Source organism: Cellvibrio sp. QJXJ (assembly GCF_024452345.1).
In the GTDB taxonomy this organism is placed as follows: domain Bacteria; phylum Pseudomonadota; class Gammaproteobacteria; order Pseudomonadales; family Cellvibrionaceae; genus Cellvibrio.
Genome location: NZ_CP101662.1, coordinates 480,627 through 498,592, shown reverse-complemented (window position 1 = coordinate 498,592; position 17,966 = coordinate 480,627). Strand labels below are relative to the sequence as shown.

Here is a 17,966-nt window from a genome sequence, read left to right as displayed (position 1 = left end):
AATTAGCCCTCATTCTCAATGCGAGTAAGGTTATTGCGCAGGATCGGGCCGTATTCGTATTTGCCGGGGCACACAAAGGTGCACAGCGCCAAATCTTCTTCGTCCAATTCAAGGCAGCCCAGTTTTTGTGCTGTTTCAGTATCGCCAACAATTAAAGAGCGCAGCAGCTGCGTCGGCAGGATGTCGAGAGGCATTACCTTCTCGTAAGAACCCACCGGTACCATTGCACGCTCGGAACCATTGGTAGATGTAGTGAAGGCAAACTTTTTACCCCCAAACAGCTTGGACAAATAAATGCCCATCACGGAGAACTTGTTGGTGCCTGCGCGCAGGTAATGCAGCATTTCACGTTCGCGCCCCTCAAGCAAAACACTGACTTGATTGTGGAAACGACCAAGGAAAGTGAGATTGCCATGGGAGCGACGACCACCAAATACAGAACCAGAAATGATGCGATTCTCACCCTGCTTCAACTGACCGTTAACCAACGAATTCAGATCAGCGCCCAAGCGAGTACGCACCAAACGAGGACGCTCTACTTGTGGACCAGCAAGTGCAACAACACGTTCGGTATTCAATTGACCGGTGATAAACAATTCACCAATCGCAATAACGTCTTGATAACCAACAGTCCAAACGGTTTTACGTGCATTTACTGGATCGAGGAAATGGATATGGGTACCGGCATTACCGGCAGGATGAACTCCAGTAAAGGTTTCGACAGCAGTATTAGCGCCCTGACCTTTTGGCAATTCAACACCCGGAGCCTGACAAACAAACACTTTGCCTTCGGTAAGGCGTGCAATCACGGTCAAACCGTTCGCAAAAGCGTCTTTTTTAGCTGCGATAATCACAGCAGGGTCTGCGGCCAAAGGATTAGTGTCAATCGCTTGAACAAAAATCGAGTTTGGAATTGAGTCTAAGGCAGGAGCCTTGCTGTATGGACGAGTGCGCAATGCAGTCCACAAGCCAGATTGAACAAGGTTTTGCTGTACGCTTTCGCGAGACAAACCGGCCAGTTCAGATGCGGAATATTTAGCAAACTCAACAGCCTCGTTACCTTCCACATCAATTACTAATGAATGGAAAACACGTTGATCACCGCGATTAATTGCGCTGACAGTACCTGATGCTGGAGCTGTGTAGATTACACCCGGGGTCTTTTTGTCAGAAAAAAGTTCCTGACCAAGTTTAACTTTATCACCAACCTGTACCGCCATAGTGGGCTTCATACCATGGTAATCAAACCCGATTAAAGCTACTTGGCGAACCTGTGGGCCATCCTCAATAGATTGATTGGGGCTGCCAGTAATGGGCAAATCCAATCCTCGACGAATCTTGATCATACGTCTCTGCCTAGTCGTTCGTGTGGATGTAGACCTGGATAACCAGGCCGCGGGGGATGCGGTTGACAAGCCTTAAGCCAGCTATTGAAATCCGGTTACTTCCTGGCGGGAACCGGACACAATTTCGGGAGACGCTTGAACCGCGAGTACTCCGGCCATACTTACCAATAATTGGTACGTAGTGATTAAGCAGCCAGAGCATTTGAGCCAGTAACTTTCACGACATCACTCCAGACGACTCTGTTAGTAGCCCAAAGAACGCGCTCAAGAGATTGATTTATGTGAAGTTTTAATTGACCCAAGTAAAACGCGGGAATTATAAACGCGCCCCACCCCTAGCACCATAGCAATGCATCGATTTGAGGCAGCTTTTATGCGGCTTTTCCACTGATTCGATTTATTTTTGCACAGAGCACTCTGCAAACCAGAGGGAAATAAAAATAATTCTCATTGAGAGCCAATATCTTCACCCGGTAGACGTCAGGGCCATCAGAGGTTTATTTATGAGGCTTGCCACCCAGAGCACAACTAACACAGGTAAAATGCCCGCCAACTTTGGATATGACTTGAATATCGCGTTATGACTTATCAGTTAACCAGCAAACCACCTATCTCGGATAAATCAGGCAATCGACAATATTGGGGCCAATTACATGGTAGTGCTCAAGCGCTAACAATAGTAAACGCCGCCAAAGCCTACAAAGGGCTAAGCTTGGTAGTCACTGCCGACACCAGCACCGCAATTCGCCTGGAATCTGAACTGTCTTTTTTTGCCAAAGGACCCGAGGCGCTTCCAGTGTTGCACTTGGCCGACTGGGAAACCCTGCCTTACGATTCCATATCACCGCACCAGGATATTATTTCCGAACGGCTGAGCACACTCTACAAACTGCCCAGCGTAAAACACGGCATTTTAGTGGTGCCAGTAACCACGCTATTGCAGCGATTGATGCCGCAGTCTTATTTGATAGGCAATAGCCTAATGGTCTCTGTCGGCGAGAAATTCGACACTAACGAGTTGCGCCAAAATCTGGAGCGGGCCGGTTATCACTGCGTAGACACAGTGTACGAACACGGCGAATTTGCCGTGCGCGGTTCGCTCATGGATATTTTCCCCATGGGCAGCGATGTACCCTATCGTATCGATTTATTTGATGACGAAATAGAAAGCCTGCGCACCTTTGACCCGGAAACGCAAATGACGGTGGACAAGGTTGAAAAAATTCAACTTTTACCCGCGAAAGAGTTCCCACTGAATAAACAAGGTATCAACTTATTCAAACAACAATGGCTCGAACGCTTTGATGTCAATCACAAAGCCTGCCCGGTATTCCAGGATGTAAGCGCAGGCATATCGCCACCGGGCATCGAATATTACCTGCCACTTTTTTTCGAAACCTGTAGCACGCTATTTGATTACTTACCTACCAACACATTGGTTTATGCGCTGGGCGATATTGAAAAATCAGCCGAAAATTTTTGGTTGGAATTGTTGCGCCGCTACGAAAGCCGTCGCGTAGACCCACTGCGCCCACTGCTTGAGCCGCGCACCATTTATCTGGCGATTGATGAGTTTTTTGGGCAACTTAAAAAATATTCCCGCACCTTTATAGAATCTGCCACGCTCGAAGAAAAAGTAGGCAACTACAACTTTGCCTCTACCCTCACACCATCGCTTCCAATTCGCGCACAAGCAGAAAATCCATTAGCCGCAATTCAAGCATTTTTAATGGAGTTCGATGGTCGCGTTTTATTGTGCGCAGAGTCAGCAGGCAGGCGCGAAACGCTTTTGGAATTACTCAGTCGGATTCGCATTCGCCCTAATACGCTCGATACCTGGAACGATTTTTTAAATCAACCTGAAAAGCTCGCCATAACCATCGCTCCGCTGGAGCAGGGACTGTTATTAACCGATCCAAAGATTGCATTAATTTCTGAATCGCAATTATTTGGTGAACGCATTCAACAACAGCGTCGCCGCAAGCAAACGCAAGATAATGCGGATCTGGTAGTAAAAAATCTGACCGAATTAAAAATCGGCGCATCGGTAGTGCATCTGGATCACGGTGTGGGTCGTTATCGTGGGCTGGAAACCATCACTATTGATAATCAAACCAACGAATTCCTTACTCTGGAATATGCGGATGAAGCAAAACTTTATGTACCAGTCACCAATCTGCATTTAATTAGCCGCTACAGCGGTGCGGATGATGACCTTGCACCACTGCATCGCCTGGGTAGTGAGTCATGGCAAAAAGCAAGACGCAAAGCTGCCGAACAAATTCGCGACACAGCCGCGGAATTATTAGAAGTGTATGCGCGCCGCGCCGCGCGTAAAGGCTATGCATTTCCCGACCCCAAAACAGCCTATGAAGCCTTTGCAGCCAGCTTTCCGTTTGAAGAAACAGCAGATCAACAACGCGCCATTGAAGCTGTTATAAAAGACATGTTGTCCAATAAACCCATGGATCGTCTGGTCTGTGGTGATGTAGGTTTTGGTAAAACCGAGGTGGCGATGCGCGCCGCATTTATCGCCAGTCACGGCGGAAAACAAGTGGTCATTCTTGCGCCGACAACACTGCTTGCACAACAACATTATGAATCACTCAAGGACCGTTTTGCAGATTGGCCAATTACCGTTGAGGTGCTATCGCGCTTTCGCACTACAAAAGAAGTCAATCAAGTGCTTGAGCGAATCGCTGAAGGTAAAGTAGATATAGTGGTGGGCACACACAAACTCTTGTCACCTGACATTAAATTCAAAAACCTTGGCCTGCTAATTATCGATGAAGAACATAGGTTTGGCGTGCGCCAAAAAGATCAAATTAAAGCGCTACGTGCCGAGATCGACATCCTCACCCTAACTGCCACACCCATACCGCGCACACTGAATATGTCAATGGTAGGCATTCGCGATTTATCGATTATTGCAACACCACCGGCGCGCCGCCTATCTGTAAAAACATTTGTGCGCACCTATGATGAGGCGACAATCAAAGAGGCAATCTTGCGTGAAATATTGCGCGGTGGCCAAGTGTATTACCTGCACAATGAAGTCGACACCATTGAAAAAGTTGCGCGCGAAATACAAGAACTGATTCCAGAAGCACGCATTGGTATTGGCCATGGGCAAATGCGTGAGCGTGATCTGGAACGGGTAATGTCGGATTTTTATCACAAACGTTTCAACATTATGGTGTGCACTACTATTATTGAAACTGGTATCGACATTCCCAGCGCCAACACCATCATTATTAACCGCGCCGACAAATTTGGTCTCGCGCAACTACATCAACTGCGCGGCCGCGTAGGCCGGTCTCATCACCAGGCCTATGCCTATTTATTAACACCGGACCGCCGTGCGATGACCGACGACGCACAAAAGCGTTTGGAAGCGATTAGCGCCGCCGAAGATCTGGGCGCTGGTTTTACTCTGGCGACTTACGATATGGAAATTCGCGGCGCGGGTGAATTACTTGGCGATGAACAGAGCGGACAAATTCAAACTATTGGCTTCTCGTTGTATATGGATATGCTTGATCGTGCAGTGAAAGCAATTCGCCAAGGAAAACAAGCAGATCTTGAAAAAGCGATGAGTGAAGCAATTGAAATCAACTTGCGAATTCCTGCACTCATTCCGGCAGATTACTTACCCGATGTTCACACCCGGTTGGTAATGTACAAACGCCTAGCGAGCGCCGAAAACGAAGAGTCACTGCGTGACTTGCAAGTAGAAATGATTGACCGCTTTGGTTTATTGCCCGAACAAATTAAAAATCTGTTCCGTGTCACACAAATTAAAATTACAGCAGAGACTATTGGCATTACCAAACTGGAAGCTAATGCACGCGGTGGTAAAGTAGAGTTTTCCAGTGATACGCGGGTAGACCCGTTGAAAATAGTAAAACTGGTACAGAGCCAACCACGTATTTATAAACTGGAAGGCGCCAATCAACTGAAATTCACTATGGATTTGGAAGCAACTGAAAAACGCATTCAAACCGTAATAGATTTACTTGATCATTTAATGACAGACAAATAATGCAGAGCCCTATGCCTCACAGGTGGAATCAATTTATGCACTATCAATCACTAAAAAAATTAACAACTGCGCTTGGCATTGCAACACTAATCGCCAGCACGCTATTGTCACAAATAAGCCAAGCACAGACGGGAACTGCAGGTCACGAAGGTTGGTATCAAGTGGAGCTCATTGTATTTGCTCGCAAAAATGATACCAGTCAAGAACACTGGCCAAGCAATATTAAATTACGTTATCCGACAGACTGGGCAGAGTTAAAAGAAATTAATAGTGCAGAAGATGTCACTGTCGATTTAACCAAAGAAGCTTTTTATCATCTGCCTGCAACTGAGCGTCAACTTAATGCCGAGGCACAAAAATTGGAGCGTAACCCACGCTTCCAGGTGTTATTCCATAGTGCCTGGCGCCAAATCGTTACCCATGAAAAAGCCGCTAAATCAGTATTAATTCAAGGTGGACAAACGTTTGGGCAACACCAGGAACTGGAAGGTAGCATCCGTCTGAGCGTAGCAACCTATTTAAAGCTACAGACCAATCTGTGGTACTCACAATTTGATCTGAATGTAGGTCAGGAACAAACACGGCAATGGCCGGAGCTACCCAAACAACCTAACTATTTAGCTACACCTATCGCAGGCCTCTCCCTGGATTCCTCGTTGGAACTTGAGCAAGCGCTAGCCGTTGAAAATCAGCAGTGGAATAACGAGGTACCCACTACAGCAAACAGCAGCGAAACGGCGGCTGCAGAAAATAATTATCTGACACGGCAAATTATTCTGCTGCAACAAAACCGAGACATGCGCAGCAGCGAAGTTCATTACATAGACCATCCCGTAGTCGGGATTATTATCCAAGTTACCCCATACCAGACACAAAGCTCAGAACCTGCCCTTTAAAAAGGCGGACGGCAGAAACAAAAACACCAGCCGAAGCTGGTGTTTTTGTAGCTCATAGCCCATCTATACCGCTAATGATCTAGCTCAATAGCAGAACAACATCTTCCGCCTGTAATCCTTTATCACCTTGTTGGAGCTGAAACTCAACACTTTGGCCTTCGGCCAAGGAGCGATAACCTTCAGCGCGGATATTGCGATAGTGGACAAAAATATCCTCGCCACCTTCACCCCGAGTAATAAAGCCATACCCACGTACGTTGTTAAACCATTTAACCGTACCCATCTCACGTTCTGACATATGAAACACCTCTAAAGCCTTGATGCTTATTGTTATTTGCTCGGTTTGCTTCATCCAATGATCGCCGGCAGTAGCCAGCGGCTATCCAAAAACAACCCGGCTTTGGCACTAATAATTAGAACCAAAAACCTGGCGTTAACAGATATTAACAAAACCTGGAAATAAGGAGGGAATTTTTTATGGTTGTTTGCGCGAACGATTAAGGATGTAAGCTTCGTAATCAGGAACTATGTGGGATGACTCGCCATTAAATAGAGGAGATGTCACCATAAAATCAGCAGAACTCTGATTACACGCCACCGGGATGTTCCATACAGCAGCGATCCGAAGCAAGGCTTTCACATCCGGATCATGGGGCATAGGCTCAAAGGGATCCCAAAAAAAGATCAACATATCCACTTTGCCCTCAGTAATCAGAGCACCAATTTGTTGATCGCCCCCCAAGGGGCCAGAAATTAATTTAGTAATTTCCAAGCCGGTCTCGCCTGCAATCAAACTACCTGTAGTGCCAGTCGCATAAAGCCTATGCGCCAGTAAAGTGGTGTGATGAGTTTTACACCACACCAGAAGATCTTGTTTTTTGTTGTCATGCGCAACCAAGGCTATCGATTTTTTCGCCGGTAACACAATGCTTTTGTATTCCATAATCCTGAGACCTAAATAAGACTTAAAAAAAATGACCTTGTCCGATTATAGACAAGGTCATTTTGAATGACATTAGCGATAAACATTAATATATCGCTAGCACTGGCAATTTTTTAGTTACTTAACTCCAGCAACAATTTATTCAAACGCTGCACGTAAGCGGCTGGATCTTGTAAGTGGGCACCTTCAGCAAGGTTTGCCTGGTCAAACAAGATATGCGCCAAATCACCAAAGCGCTCTTCATTCGCTTCTGCTTCCAGCTTTTTAACCAAAGGATGCTCAGGATTCAATTCAAAAATTGGTTTGGAATCTGGCACCTTCTGCCCTGCTGACTCAAGCAAGCGTCGCATCTGTGCGCCCATATCGAACTGACCAACCACCACACAGGCAGGAGAATCAGTTAGTCGATGTGTAATGCGAACTTCCGAGACCTGCGCATCCAATACTGTTTGAACACGCTCCAGCAAGGGTTTTAATTGCTCAGCAACTTTTTCTTGCGCTTGCTTTTCTTCTTCTGTGTCCAGCTTACCTAAATCAAGCTCGCCTTTACCAACATCCTGGAAATTTTTACCTTCAAATTCTTGCAGATGGCTCATTAACCATTCGTCAACACGATCAGACAACAACAGTACCTCAATACCTTTTTTGCGGAATACTTCAAGGTGAGGACTATTTTTTGCAGTATTAAAATTATCCGCCGCGATGTAATAAATCTTCTCCTGGCCATCTTTCATGCGCGACACGTAATCATCCAAGGACTGATCCTGATCTGCACTGCCCGTATGGGTAGATGCAAAGCGCAACAGTTTGGCGATTTTCTCACGGTTGGCGAAATCTTCTGCCGGGCCCTCTTTCATAACCTGGCCAAATTCTTTCCAGAAAGTGGTGTAGTTTTCAGGCTCGCTTTTTGCCATTTTACTCAGCATATCCAATACACGTTTAGTCAGTGCGGAACGCATGGAATCGATATTGGGATCTTTCTGTAAAATTTCGCGTGATACGTTCAGGCTCAAATCGTTGGAGTCCACCACACCCTTAATAAAACGCAGATAAAGCGGTAGGAATTGTTCTGCATCGTCCATAATAAAAGTGCGCTGCACATATAACTTTACTCCACGAGATGCATCGCGGTTGTACAAATCAAACGGCGCGCGCGCCGGGATATACAAGAGGCTGGTGTAATCAAGGTTTCCCTCTACACGATTATGGCTCCAACTTAATGGATCAGTAAAATCGTGGCTCACATGCTTATAAAATTCTTTGTACTCATCATCGGTCACATCAGAGCGTGAGCGCGTCCAGAGCGCTGTCGCCGTGTTGATCACTTCATCTTCCGCTTCAGCCTTATCAGCATCTTCGCCAGCAGGGTTTTGTTTTTGCATTACAACCGGAATAGCGATGTGATCAGAGTATTTTTTGATAATTGAACGCAAACGCCAATGATCAGCAAATTCCAAAGCATCATCTTTTAAATGCAACTCCACGGTCATGCCGCGACCTGCTTTTTCAACCGACTCAACTGTAAATTCAGCATCACCAGAACACTCCCAACGCACAGCTTCATTTGCAGCGACACCGGCACGACGGGTTGTTACCACAACCTTATCCGCAACAATAAAAGCAGAGTAAAAACCCACACCAAACTGACCAATTAATTGTGCGTCTTTTTTCTGGTCGCCCGACAATTTTTGCATAAATTGTGCAGTACCAGATTTCGCGATAGTACCGAGGTTCTCAATTACCTCATCGCGCGACATACCTATACCGTTATCGCTGATAGTGAGAGTTTTTGCATCTTTATCGAAACTGATGCGAATTTTTAATTCCGTATCACCTTCATATAAGTCGCCATTTGACACAGCCTCAAAACGCAATTTATCCGCCGCATCGGATGCGTTAGAAACTAACTCACGGAGGAAAATTTCCTTATTGGAATACAGTGAATGGATCATTAAATGCAGTAACTGCTTGGCTTCGGTTTGGAAACCACGAGTTTCTTTGCGGGCATCAACTGTCATGTTTAACTCCTGAATTAAATGCACAAATAAGTAAACAAATAACGGCCATCAAGATTGATAGCAATGCATAGTAGATGGGGCAAACAGGGGGAAATTCAAGGGGGCGTAAATAAAACGAAATGGCGGGCAATAAAAAAGCCGCTTTAAAAGCGGCTTTTAAAATTGGTAGGACTAAGCAGACTCGAACTGCTGACCCCCACCATGTCAAGGTGGTGCTCTAACCAACTGAGCTATAGTCCTAAAGAGGGGCGCACTTTACCAAGGTGAATTCGCAAGGACAAGACCCAAAAACACTTTTTTCTGCCCTGGCCTCACAAACCCTTAGTAATTGCCTAAACCGCGTGCAAGATCGGCTTTTAAATCACCAATATCTTCTAGACCCACTGCAACCCGAATCAGGTTTTCGGTAATTCCGGCATCAGCTTTTTGCTCAGGTGACAAACGCCCATGCGTTGTTGTTGCCGGATGGACGATGGTGGTTTTGGTATCACCCAAGTTAGCAGTGAGCGACATAATACGTGCCGAATCAATAACCTTCCATGCTTCCTCGCGCCCGCCTTTCACCCGGAACGACAAAACACCACCAAACGCAGATTGTTGTTTAGTCGCTAATTCATAGCCAGTGTGGCTCGGCAAGCCAGCATAAAACACTTTCTCAACCTGAGGATGACCGTTCAACCATTGCGCCAACTCCAGCGCATTGCGTGAGTGAGCCTCCATGCGCAATCGCAAGGTTTCCAAGCCTTTGAGGAAAACCCAGGCATTAAAAGGGCTCATGCTTGGGCCGGCACTACGAATGAAACCCAACACCTCATCAACATATTGTTTAGCACCGGCAACTACGCCCCCCAAACAGCGCCCCTGCCCGTCGATGTATTTTGTTGCTGAGTGAATAATCAGATCAGCTCCAAATTTCAAGGGTTGCTGCAAAGCTGGGGTACAGAAGCAATTGTCGACTACAAACAAAGCATCGTGAGCATGAGTCAAATCGGCTAAACGCTGGATATCAATTACGTCGCACAATGGATTTGAGGGCGTTTCAACAAACACCAATTTAGTATTGGCAGTAAACCCGGACTCCCACTCGGCGTAATTAGTTGGATTGACAAAAGTCGTTGTCACACCAAATTTTTGTAAATATTTAGTGAACAAAACAGTAGTGGTGCCAAATACACTGCGCGAGCACAAAATATGATCGCCAGACTTTAGTAATGCAATGCAAGTAGAGAGAATAGCGGCCATGCCTGAAGATGTACCTACGGCAGCCTCTGCGCCTTCGAGAGCCGCGATACGCTCTTCAAACATCCGTACCGTTGGATTGGTGTAACGCGAATAGACGTTACCCGGCTGCGCTCCGGAAAAACGCTCAGCCGCCTCTTGCGCACTACCAAAGACATAACTTGAAGTTAGGTAGAGCGCTTCACTGTGCTCCCCTTCGTGAGAGCGTGTTTGCCCGGCGCGAACAGCCAAGGTGTCCAGTGCCGCACCAAAGAGCGGATCTTCCGCCAGATGATTATCAAAATTATCCATTGTGATTACCCGCTTGTTTTATTAGCCGCGCGCTGCACCGTTGTGCAAACCAATTGGCAACTCCATTTGTTTGATTTTTTTGCCAGACTTCGCACTGTCATTACGCGCTGCTGCCACCTTTTCCAAATATTCGGGAGTCACATCACCAGCACAATACTCACCGGTAAATACCGAGCAATCGAATTCCGTAACATTACTGTTACCTTCCGTTGATGCCGCCACCAAGTCATCCAAGTTTTGGTATATCAACCAATCTGCACCAATCTCGCGGCAAACCTCTTCATCGCTATGACCATGTGCAATTAACTCGGCCGTTGTAGGCATATCGATGCCATAAACGTTGGGATATTTAACAGCGGGTGCAGCAGAAGCAAAATAAACTTTTTTCGCCCCCACATCGCGCGCCATTTGGATAATTTGCTGACAGGTGGTTCCGCGAACAATCGAATCATCAACCAGCAATACATTTTTACCTTTAAATTCCAACTCAATGGGATTGAGTTTTTGACGCACCGATTTTTTACGCTGCTGCTGGCCGGGCATAATAAATGTACGACCGATATAACGGTTTTTTACCAAACCTTCGCGAAATTTCACACCCAGCTTTTGCGCTAGCGCCTGACCGGCAACACGACTGGTATCGGGAATAGGAATCACCACATCAATGTCGTGATCAGGGCGCTCGCGCAAGATTTTTTCTGCCAGTTTTTCACCCTGACGCAAACGGGCTTTATAGACGGAAATACCATCCATAATCGAATCAGGGCGTGCAAAATATACATGCTCAAAAATACAGGGAGTTAAGCGGGTCTCTTTAGCGCATTGACGACGATGTAATTCACCCTCCTCAGTAATATAAATTGCCTCGCCGGGAGCGACATCACCAATCAATTCAAAACCCAATACATCCAACGCCACGCTTTCTGAGGCCACCATATATTCGATACCGCCCTCTTCTGCTACGCGCTTACCGTAAACGAGAGGACGAATACCATGCGGATCGCGGAATGCAATCAATCCATAATTCGCAATCAGCGCGACTACCGCATAACCACCGGTAACTCGATTGTGAACGCCCGCAACCGCAGCGAACATATCATCTGCCGTTGGGCTCAACTTTCCTTGTACTTGCATTTCATGGGCAAACACATTGAGCAGCACTTCTGAATCAGAATCTGTATTTACATGCCTAAGATCGGTTTTAAAAATATCCTCACTGAGTTTATCGGCATTGGTCAGGTTGCCATTGTGTGCAAGTGCAATACCGTAGGGAGAATTTACATAAAAAGGTTGTGCCAATGCAGGGCCAGAACTGCCCGCGGTTGGATAACGAACATGACCGATACCCATATTGCCCAACAAACGCTGCATATGACGTGTTCTAAACACATCCTGCACCAAACCGTTAGCTTTTTGTTGGCTCATCCGGCCATCCTGACAAGTGACCATGCCAGCGGCATCCTGTCCACGGTGCTGCAAGATCGTCAACGCATCGTAAAGCTGCACATTCACATCGCGTTTACCTACAATACCTACAATGCCGCACATAAGATTGCCTCAATAACAATTAAACAAGATTAAACTTTTTCAGGTGCGTCAACACTGCCAAACAGCGTTAACAACCATTCACTGATCTGGTTATAAGCCGAAACTACCCACTCCTCACAAGCCAGGAAATGGGGAATCAGCGTTGACTCATGCCACCAACCATCCTGATCGACCGGTAAAAAACCAGGTAGAAGAATCAACAGCGCCATAACAACAATAAATGCTCTGGCAGCACCAAATACCATTCCCAATAAACGGTCTGTGCCAGATAACCCCGTGGCACGCACGAGAGCACCAATCAAATAACTCACCATCGCACCCAGTAATAAAGTAGCGACAAACAGCACCGCATAAGCGGTCATCAAACGTATGGAAGGTGTTTCTATCTGATTAGCCAAAAGATGTTCGAACTGGCCACCAAACACTTTGGCAACCAACACAGCAGCAACCCAAATAAATAATGACAGGGCTTCACGCACAAACCCACGGATCATGCCAATCAAACAAGAGAGCGAAAATATAGCGATAATTGCCCAATCAGCCCAATTCATAGGCTCGCCCGCTCCCATATCAGCAATGAGTGGTTTACAGAGGCGCGCATTCTACCAGAGGTCTACAGTTGATTGCTTTAGGGTTTGAAAGGTAAAACGAGAGAATTAACTTTTAGGCGGGAATCTAATTGGGTTTTGAGCGCGGTGGCTTCTGCTTTGTTTTGTTTTGGCCCAATAAATACCCGGTAAATCGTAGTGTTAGCTAAAGGAACTGCTCTTACATAAGCCCGGTGCCCGTCGGCTTGCAATTGATCGCGCAGTTTATTTGCCCCCTCCTGCACACTGAGGCTTGCCACCTGGATAACCCAGCCTTCCGGCAAAACCTGATCGACCGGTGGCGTAATCGAGGATACGGAGCTCGACTGAGACGTCAGTGATACGGCTGAAGATGCACTGACAACCACAGGGGATGCGGCATTTTCTTTTTCATCAGGCAAAGATGACACGGGAGGATCTTCGGGCACAAACATCGTTTCCGGTGCAGGGGCAGGCTCTATACCCTCCGGCTGTTCAGGCTCATTGAAATCAACAGCGGTAATGCTAGGGCGACCGGGTATATGTGAACTGGTATCTACTTGATATTGCTGGCGGTCCTTAAAAAAGCTAGGCAAGAATAATACCGCGACTGCCGCCAACACTGCCGCCCCAATCAAACGGTGTTTTACTGATTCTCTCACCTAAAACCCCTGTATCAAAAGTTAACCTAGCAAATTACAGCGCGTTATCGATGGCTTTCAAGCCTGCAGCAACCGTATAGAAAGAACCAAAAACCAAAATAATATCGCCCGGGTTTGACGCCAAATGCGCCGCCACCAAACAGTTTTCTACACTGCCACTGAATTGTGCTGAGCACCCCATATTTTCGAGCGTCTCCTGCAATTGGGCAACTGAAGCCGCTCGGGGAATTGATGAAAGATCAGCGACATACCAATGAGTAACAACATTTTTCAAATTTGCCAAACTCTCGGTGCGATCCTTGTCTGACATCATCGCAACCACAGCATGAATTGGCCGAGACACTAGCTGCGATTGCCGTAAGCGGGATAACAAATAAGCAGTCGCTGCAGGATTGTGCGCCACATCGAGAACTATCTCACGATCACGCCACTGCAAACGCTGAAAACGCCCCGGAACCCGCAATCGCGACAAACATCCAAAAGCATCAATGAGAGTCAAATCCAAGCCCAAGAGAATAGCAACTTGTAGCGCAGCGGCTAAACTCGGCAGCGGTAATTGCGGTAAAGGCTGATCTGCGAAACGACAATCTCCGCACCACCATGACCAACTATTGTCGTTCTGGGTGAGATAACCAAAATCACGCTCAATGAGGTGTAATTTTGCGCCTATTTCTTTAGCATGAGTTGCAATCGACGCTGGCGGTGATAAATCGGCGCAAACGACGGGCCTGTCAGAACGCATAATGCCGGCTTTTTCAAACCCAATCACTTCACGGTTATCGCCCAACCAGTCGGTATGATCCAGTGCAATACTGGTAATTACGGCGATATCAGCATCGATAATATTAATGGCGTCCAAGCGCCCGCCCAATCCCACCTCTAATACCATGGCAGAAACACCACGCCGACGGAAAATCTCCAGCGCAGCAAGAGTGCCATATTCAAAATAAGTCAAACTAAGTGGTTGAGTTGCAAATTCATCTGCTTGCTGACATGCATTAAATATCGCATTAAAAGCAGCACAAATCTCAGCATCAGAAGCTGGATCGCCATCAACAACAATTCGTTCGTTGTAGCGGATCAGGTGGGGGGAGGTATAAACGCCAACCGAGAAACCAGCTGCGCCAAGCAGTGCAGCGGTTGCCGTAACACAAGAGCCTTTGCCGTTAGTTCCCGCAACCGTGACCACTTTGGCAGCGGGAGCTAACAATGACATGCGCTTTGCTACCGCAGAAATACGCTCAAGGCCAAGCTCTATCTCCCGCGGATGATTTTGCTCCAACCAGGAGAGCCAAGCAGGTAGCGACGCTGACTGCATAAATTAACTATTCGCTTAAACTGCAGCTTTACGGGTGAATTTCGCTAAAAGCGACGCCAATTTATCGCGCATATCACGACGATGAATAATCATATCGATTGCACCATGCTCCAACAAAAACTCAGCGCGCTGGAAGCCTTTAGGTAATTTTTGACGAATGGTTTGTTCGATAATACTGGGGCCAGCAAAACCTGCACGGGAACCTGGCTCACAAATATTTAAATCGCCCAACAAAGCCAAACTAGCGGATACACCACCATACACGGGGTCAGTCATAACTGAAATATAAGGAGTCCCCTGCATTTTCAAGCGCTCAATTACTGCGCTGGTTTTTGCCATTTGCATCAAAGAAATAAGTGCTTCCTGCATACGTGCACCGCCAGTTGCAGAAAAACAAATAAAAGGAATATTTTCTTTCAGCGCAATTGTTGCCGCACGGGTAAAACGCTCACCAACGACATACCCCATAGAGCCACCATGGAACGCAAACTCAAACGCTACCGCAACAACAGGCATCCCTTTTAATTCACCACGCATTGCAACCAGCGCGTCTTTCTCGCCCGTTTCTTTTTGCGCAGCGGTCAAACGGTCTTTATATTTTTTAACATCTTTAAACTTCAAGCGATCAATTGGCTCAACCTCGGTCGCCAACTCCTGGCGATTTTGCGCATCCAAAAACATATTTAAGCGTGCGCGCGCACCAACCCGCATGTGATGATCGCATTTAGGGCAAACATCCAGTGTTTTTTCCATTTCTGGTTTATATAAAACTGCATCGCACTTAACGCACTTCTCCCAAAGCCCTTCAGGCACTTTGGTGCTGCGTTTGGTATCTGTGCGGGAAATACTAGGGATAATTTTATCTAACCAACTCATGGTTGTTTCTCTGTACTCATGTAGATGAAATTAATCGGACGACTTCAGATATAAACTCGCCCGACTCTTTATGAATAAAATCAGTAACTCAAAGACTGTCTATAGCAACACGTATACTACCGACTATATCACCAACAGCCCCGGCAATTTCCTGCGCATCTCTACCTGCCATACTGCCCATTTTATCAACCAAAACACTGCCCACAACAACCCCATCAGCCAAGGCAGCAACGGCTTTTGCTGTTTCTGGATCTTTAATGCCAAAGCCAACGCACACAGGGAGATCTGTCAGTTTGCCAAACTCGGCAAGCTTATTCTTGACTGAATCAACATCCAGATGACCAGCGCCAGTCACACCTTTTAGTGACACGTAGTAGAGAAAACCAGTGGCATGTGCAGCAATTTTTTGCGCACGCGCCACAGTCGTAGTAGGTGCAAGCAAGAAAATATTATCAAGATTATTGGCATCCAAATGAACCTTGAGCTGGACCACTTCTTCCGGCGGTAAATCAACCGTCAAAAGACCATCAACCCCTGCGTCTGCAGCAGCCTTAGCGAACTCAGCATAACCGAAGCGTTCCACTGGGTTAGCGTAGCCCATCAACACAATTGGGGTTGTTGTGTTAGTAGTACGAAACTGCTTAACAAGCTCGATAGTTCCCTTGAGGCTAATATGGTGCTCAAGGGCACGCTCATGACCTTTTTGGATAACAGGCCCTTCCGCCATTGGGTCAGAGAAAGGGACACCTAGCTCAATCACATCAACACCCTGTGCGACCAAGGCATGCATAGTTGGCAATGTAGCCTCAGGATGAGGGTCACCATTAACAATATAAGCAACTAGAATTTTTTTGCCCGCACTCTTGGCTTGCAATAAACGCTGGGAAATACGACTCATCGACAATTCCTGATTTTTCCTGCCGTCACAGCAGTGAATTAAAATATTTTTTGCACCAGTTGAATTAAACAGTTATTCCATCCAAACCAGCGACGGTCAAAATATCCTTATCGCCGCGACCAGAAAGGTTCGCGATAATAATCTGGTCTTTGCTCATAGTTGGAGCCAACTTCTCAACATAAGCCAAGGCATGGCTTGATTCCAAAGCAGGCATAATACCTTCGGTTTTTGTGATTTTGCGAAACGCAGCAAGCGCTTCGTCATCATTGATCGCCACATAATTTACGCGACCAATATCTTTTAACCACGAATGCTCTGGACCAACACCTGGGTAATCCAAACCAGCGGAAACCGAGTGGGTTTCAATGATTTGGCCATTTTCATCTTCCATCAAATAAGTGCGGTTACCATGCAGCACACCCGGAACACCTTTGTTCAAAGGTGCTGCATGTTTACCGGTTTCGATGCCTAGACCACCGGCTTCTACACCATACATTTTGACTGATTCATCAGTCAGGAATGGATGAAACAAACCGATTGCATTGGAACCACCACCCACACAGGCAACCAACGCATCAGGTAGTTTGCCAGCCTGCGCCAATGATTGGCGGCGCGCTTCACGGCCGATAATTGATTGGAAATCACGCACCAATTGAGGATAAGGATGTGGGCCAGCAACGGTACCGATAATGTAGAAGGTATCATCCACATTGGTAGCCCAATCGCGCATAGCTTCATTCATCGCATCTTTGAGAGTGCGTGAACCTGAAGTGACCGGAAATACTTCCGCACCCAATAGCTTCATGCGATACACATTGAGCGCTTGCCGTTTTACATCCTCGGCCCCCATGTAAACACGGCATTTCAAACCCAGGCGAGCAGCCACAGTTGCGGTTGCAACGCCATGTTGCCCTGCACCGGTTTCAGCAATAACACGCGACTTGCCAGTGAATTTTGCCAGTAATGCCTGACCAATTGTATTGTTCACCTTATGAGCACCGGTGTGATTCAAATCCTCTCGCTTGAGATAAATTTGTGCACCACCCAGCTCACGAGTCCAGCGTTCAGCCAAATAGAGTGGTGATGGGCGCCCAACATAATGGGCCATATCCTTGTCGAACTCAGCCTGAAAACCTGGGTCATCTTTCAGACGAGAGTAAATAGACTCAAGCTCATCAAGAGCATAGATCAGCGTTTCGGATACAAAGCGGCCGCCGTATGGACCAAAATGGCCTTCTGCGTTCGGAAATGCACTGTAATCAATAACAGAATTCTGGTCAGTGTTACTCACCGTTTAATCACCTATAAGAAGTGGATGCTGCA

At 46.7% G+C, this 17,966-nt stretch carries 14 protein-coding genes and 1 tRNA gene; 2 read left to right on the top strand and 13 right to left on the bottom strand.

The features are described 5' to 3' along the window. Positions 1 to 2: 2 nt before the first annotated feature. Complete coding sequence (locus NNX04_RS02215) at positions 3 to 1,346, bottom strand: Na(+)-translocating NADH-quinone reductase subunit A (protein ID WP_261947357.1); 1,344 nt, start codon at positions 1,344 to 1,346, stop codon at positions 3 to 5. Between the two features lie 580 nt (positions 1,347 to 1,926). Here NNX04_RS02215 and mfd point away from each other — a divergent pair. Both mfd and NNX04_RS02205 read left to right on the top strand, forming a co-directional pair. Beyond that, positions 1,927 to 5,388, top strand: coding sequence for a transcription-repair coupling factor (mfd, locus tag NNX04_RS02210; protein WP_261947356.1), 3,462 nt, complete (start codon positions 1,927 to 1,929; stop codon positions 5,386 to 5,388). Between the two features lie 35 nt (positions 5,389 to 5,423). Continuing rightward, the gene (locus NNX04_RS02205; protein WP_261947355.1) at positions 5,424 to 6,284 is read left to right on the top strand and encodes a peptidoglycan binding protein CsiV; all 861 of its coding nucleotides are present in this window, start codon (positions 5,424 to 5,426) and stop codon (positions 6,282 to 6,284) included. 79 nt (positions 6,285 to 6,363) lie between these two features. Here NNX04_RS02205 and NNX04_RS02200 read toward each other — a convergent pair whose 3' ends face one another. The 12 genes from NNX04_RS02200 to trpB all read right to left on the bottom strand — a co-directional run bounded on the left by NNX04_RS02200 (position 6,364) and on the right by trpB (position 17,934). Continuing rightward, complete coding sequence (locus tag NNX04_RS02200; protein ID WP_040392075.1) at positions 6,364 to 6,582, bottom strand: cold-shock protein; 219 nt, start codon at positions 6,580 to 6,582, stop codon at positions 6,364 to 6,366. A gap of 177 nt (positions 6,583 to 6,759) precedes the next feature. Continuing rightward, positions 6,760 to 7,227: a methylglyoxal synthase gene (locus NNX04_RS02195; protein WP_007641807.1), complete on the bottom strand. Its 468-nt coding sequence runs from the start codon at positions 7,225 to 7,227 to the stop codon at positions 6,760 to 6,762. A gap of 113 nt (positions 7,228 to 7,340) precedes the next feature. Continuing rightward, entirely contained in the window at positions 7,341 to 9,245 is a 1,905-nt protein-coding gene (htpG, locus tag NNX04_RS02190; protein WP_261947354.1) for a molecular chaperone HtpG, read from the bottom strand. A gap of 163 nt (positions 9,246 to 9,408) precedes the next feature. Beyond that, positions 9,409 to 9,485 (bottom strand) — tRNA-Val (locus NNX04_RS02185). Between the two features lie 81 nt (positions 9,486 to 9,566). Next, complete coding sequence (locus NNX04_RS02180; protein WP_261947353.1) at positions 9,567 to 10,775, bottom strand: O-succinylhomoserine sulfhydrylase; 1,209 nt, start codon at positions 10,773 to 10,775, stop codon at positions 9,567 to 9,569. A 21-nt stretch (positions 10,776 to 10,796) separates the two neighbouring features. Continuing rightward, complete coding sequence (purF, locus tag NNX04_RS02175) at positions 10,797 to 12,323, bottom strand: amidophosphoribosyltransferase (RefSeq protein ID WP_007641811.1); 1,527 nt, start codon at positions 12,321 to 12,323, stop codon at positions 10,797 to 10,799. Between the two features lie 29 nt (positions 12,324 to 12,352). Then, complete coding sequence (locus NNX04_RS02170) at positions 12,353 to 12,874, bottom strand: CvpA family protein (RefSeq protein ID WP_151058083.1); 522 nt, start codon at positions 12,872 to 12,874, stop codon at positions 12,353 to 12,355. Between the two features lie 77 nt (positions 12,875 to 12,951). Then, positions 12,952 to 13,551 carry an SPOR domain-containing protein gene (locus NNX04_RS02165; RefSeq protein ID WP_007641813.1) on the bottom strand — a complete coding sequence of 200 codons (600 nt, stop codon included), beginning with the start codon at positions 13,549 to 13,551 and terminating at the stop codon, positions 12,952 to 12,954. A gap of 34 nt (positions 13,552 to 13,585) precedes the next feature. Continuing rightward, entirely contained in the window at positions 13,586 to 14,869 is a 1,284-nt protein-coding gene (gene folC, locus NNX04_RS02160) for a bifunctional tetrahydrofolate synthase/dihydrofolate synthase (RefSeq protein WP_261947352.1), read from the bottom strand. 15 nt (positions 14,870 to 14,884) lie between these two features. Then, positions 14,885 to 15,745, bottom strand: coding sequence for an acetyl-CoA carboxylase, carboxyltransferase subunit beta (gene accD / locus NNX04_RS02155; RefSeq protein WP_007641815.1), 861 nt, complete (start codon positions 15,743 to 15,745; stop codon positions 14,885 to 14,887). An 88-nt stretch (positions 15,746 to 15,833) separates the two neighbouring features. Further along, a complete protein-coding gene (gene trpA / locus NNX04_RS02150) occupies positions 15,834 to 16,643 on the bottom strand; it encodes a tryptophan synthase subunit alpha (protein ID WP_007641816.1) in 810 nt (269 codons plus the stop codon). A 64-nt stretch (positions 16,644 to 16,707) separates the two neighbouring features. Next, on the bottom strand, positions 16,708 to 17,934 hold the full coding sequence (gene trpB, locus NNX04_RS02145; protein ID WP_007641817.1) for a tryptophan synthase subunit beta: 1,227 nt from the start codon (positions 17,932 to 17,934) through the stop codon (positions 16,708 to 16,710). Between the last annotated feature and the right edge of the window lie 32 nt (positions 17,935 to 17,966).

Coding starts and splice junctions, on each gene's coding strand:
- NNX04_RS02170 (WP_151058083.1), bottom strand. CDS start 12,874: ATGAATTGGGCTGATTGGGCAATTATCGCTATATTTTCGCTCTCTTGT.
- purF (WP_007641811.1), bottom strand. CDS start 12,323: ATGTGCGGCATTGTAGGTATTGTAGGTAAACGCGATGTGAATGTGCAG.
- accD (WP_007641815.1), bottom strand. CDS start 15,745: ATGAGTTGGTTAGATAAAATTATCCCTAGTATTTCCCGCACAGATACC.
- htpG (WP_261947354.1), bottom strand. CDS start 9,245: ATGACAGTTGATGCCCGCAAAGAAACTCGTGGTTTCCAAACCGAAGCC.
- folC (WP_261947352.1), bottom strand. CDS start 14,869: ATGCAGTCAGCGTCGCTACCTGCTTGGCTCTCCTGGTTGGAGCAAAAT.
- NNX04_RS02195 (WP_007641807.1), bottom strand. CDS start 7,227: ATGGAATACAAAAGCATTGTGTTACCGGCGAAAAAATCGATAGCCTTG.
- trpA (WP_007641816.1), bottom strand. CDS start 16,643: ATGAGTCGTATTTCCCAGCGTTTATTGCAAGCCAAGAGTGCGGGCAAA.
- NNX04_RS02200 (WP_040392075.1), bottom strand. CDS start 6,582: ATGTCAGAACGTGAGATGGGTACGGTTAAATGGTTTAACAACGTACGT.
- NNX04_RS02205 (WP_261947355.1), top strand. CDS start 5,424: ATGCACTATCAATCACTAAAAAAATTAACAACTGCGCTTGGCATTGCA.
- NNX04_RS02180 (WP_261947353.1), bottom strand. CDS start 10,775: ATGGATAATTTTGATAATCATCTGGCGGAAGATCCGCTCTTTGGTGCG.
- mfd (WP_261947356.1), top strand. CDS start 1,927: ATGACTTATCAGTTAACCAGCAAACCACCTATCTCGGATAAATCAGGC.
- NNX04_RS02215 (WP_261947357.1), bottom strand. CDS start 1,346: ATGATCAAGATTCGTCGAGGATTGGATTTGCCCATTACTGGCAGCCCC.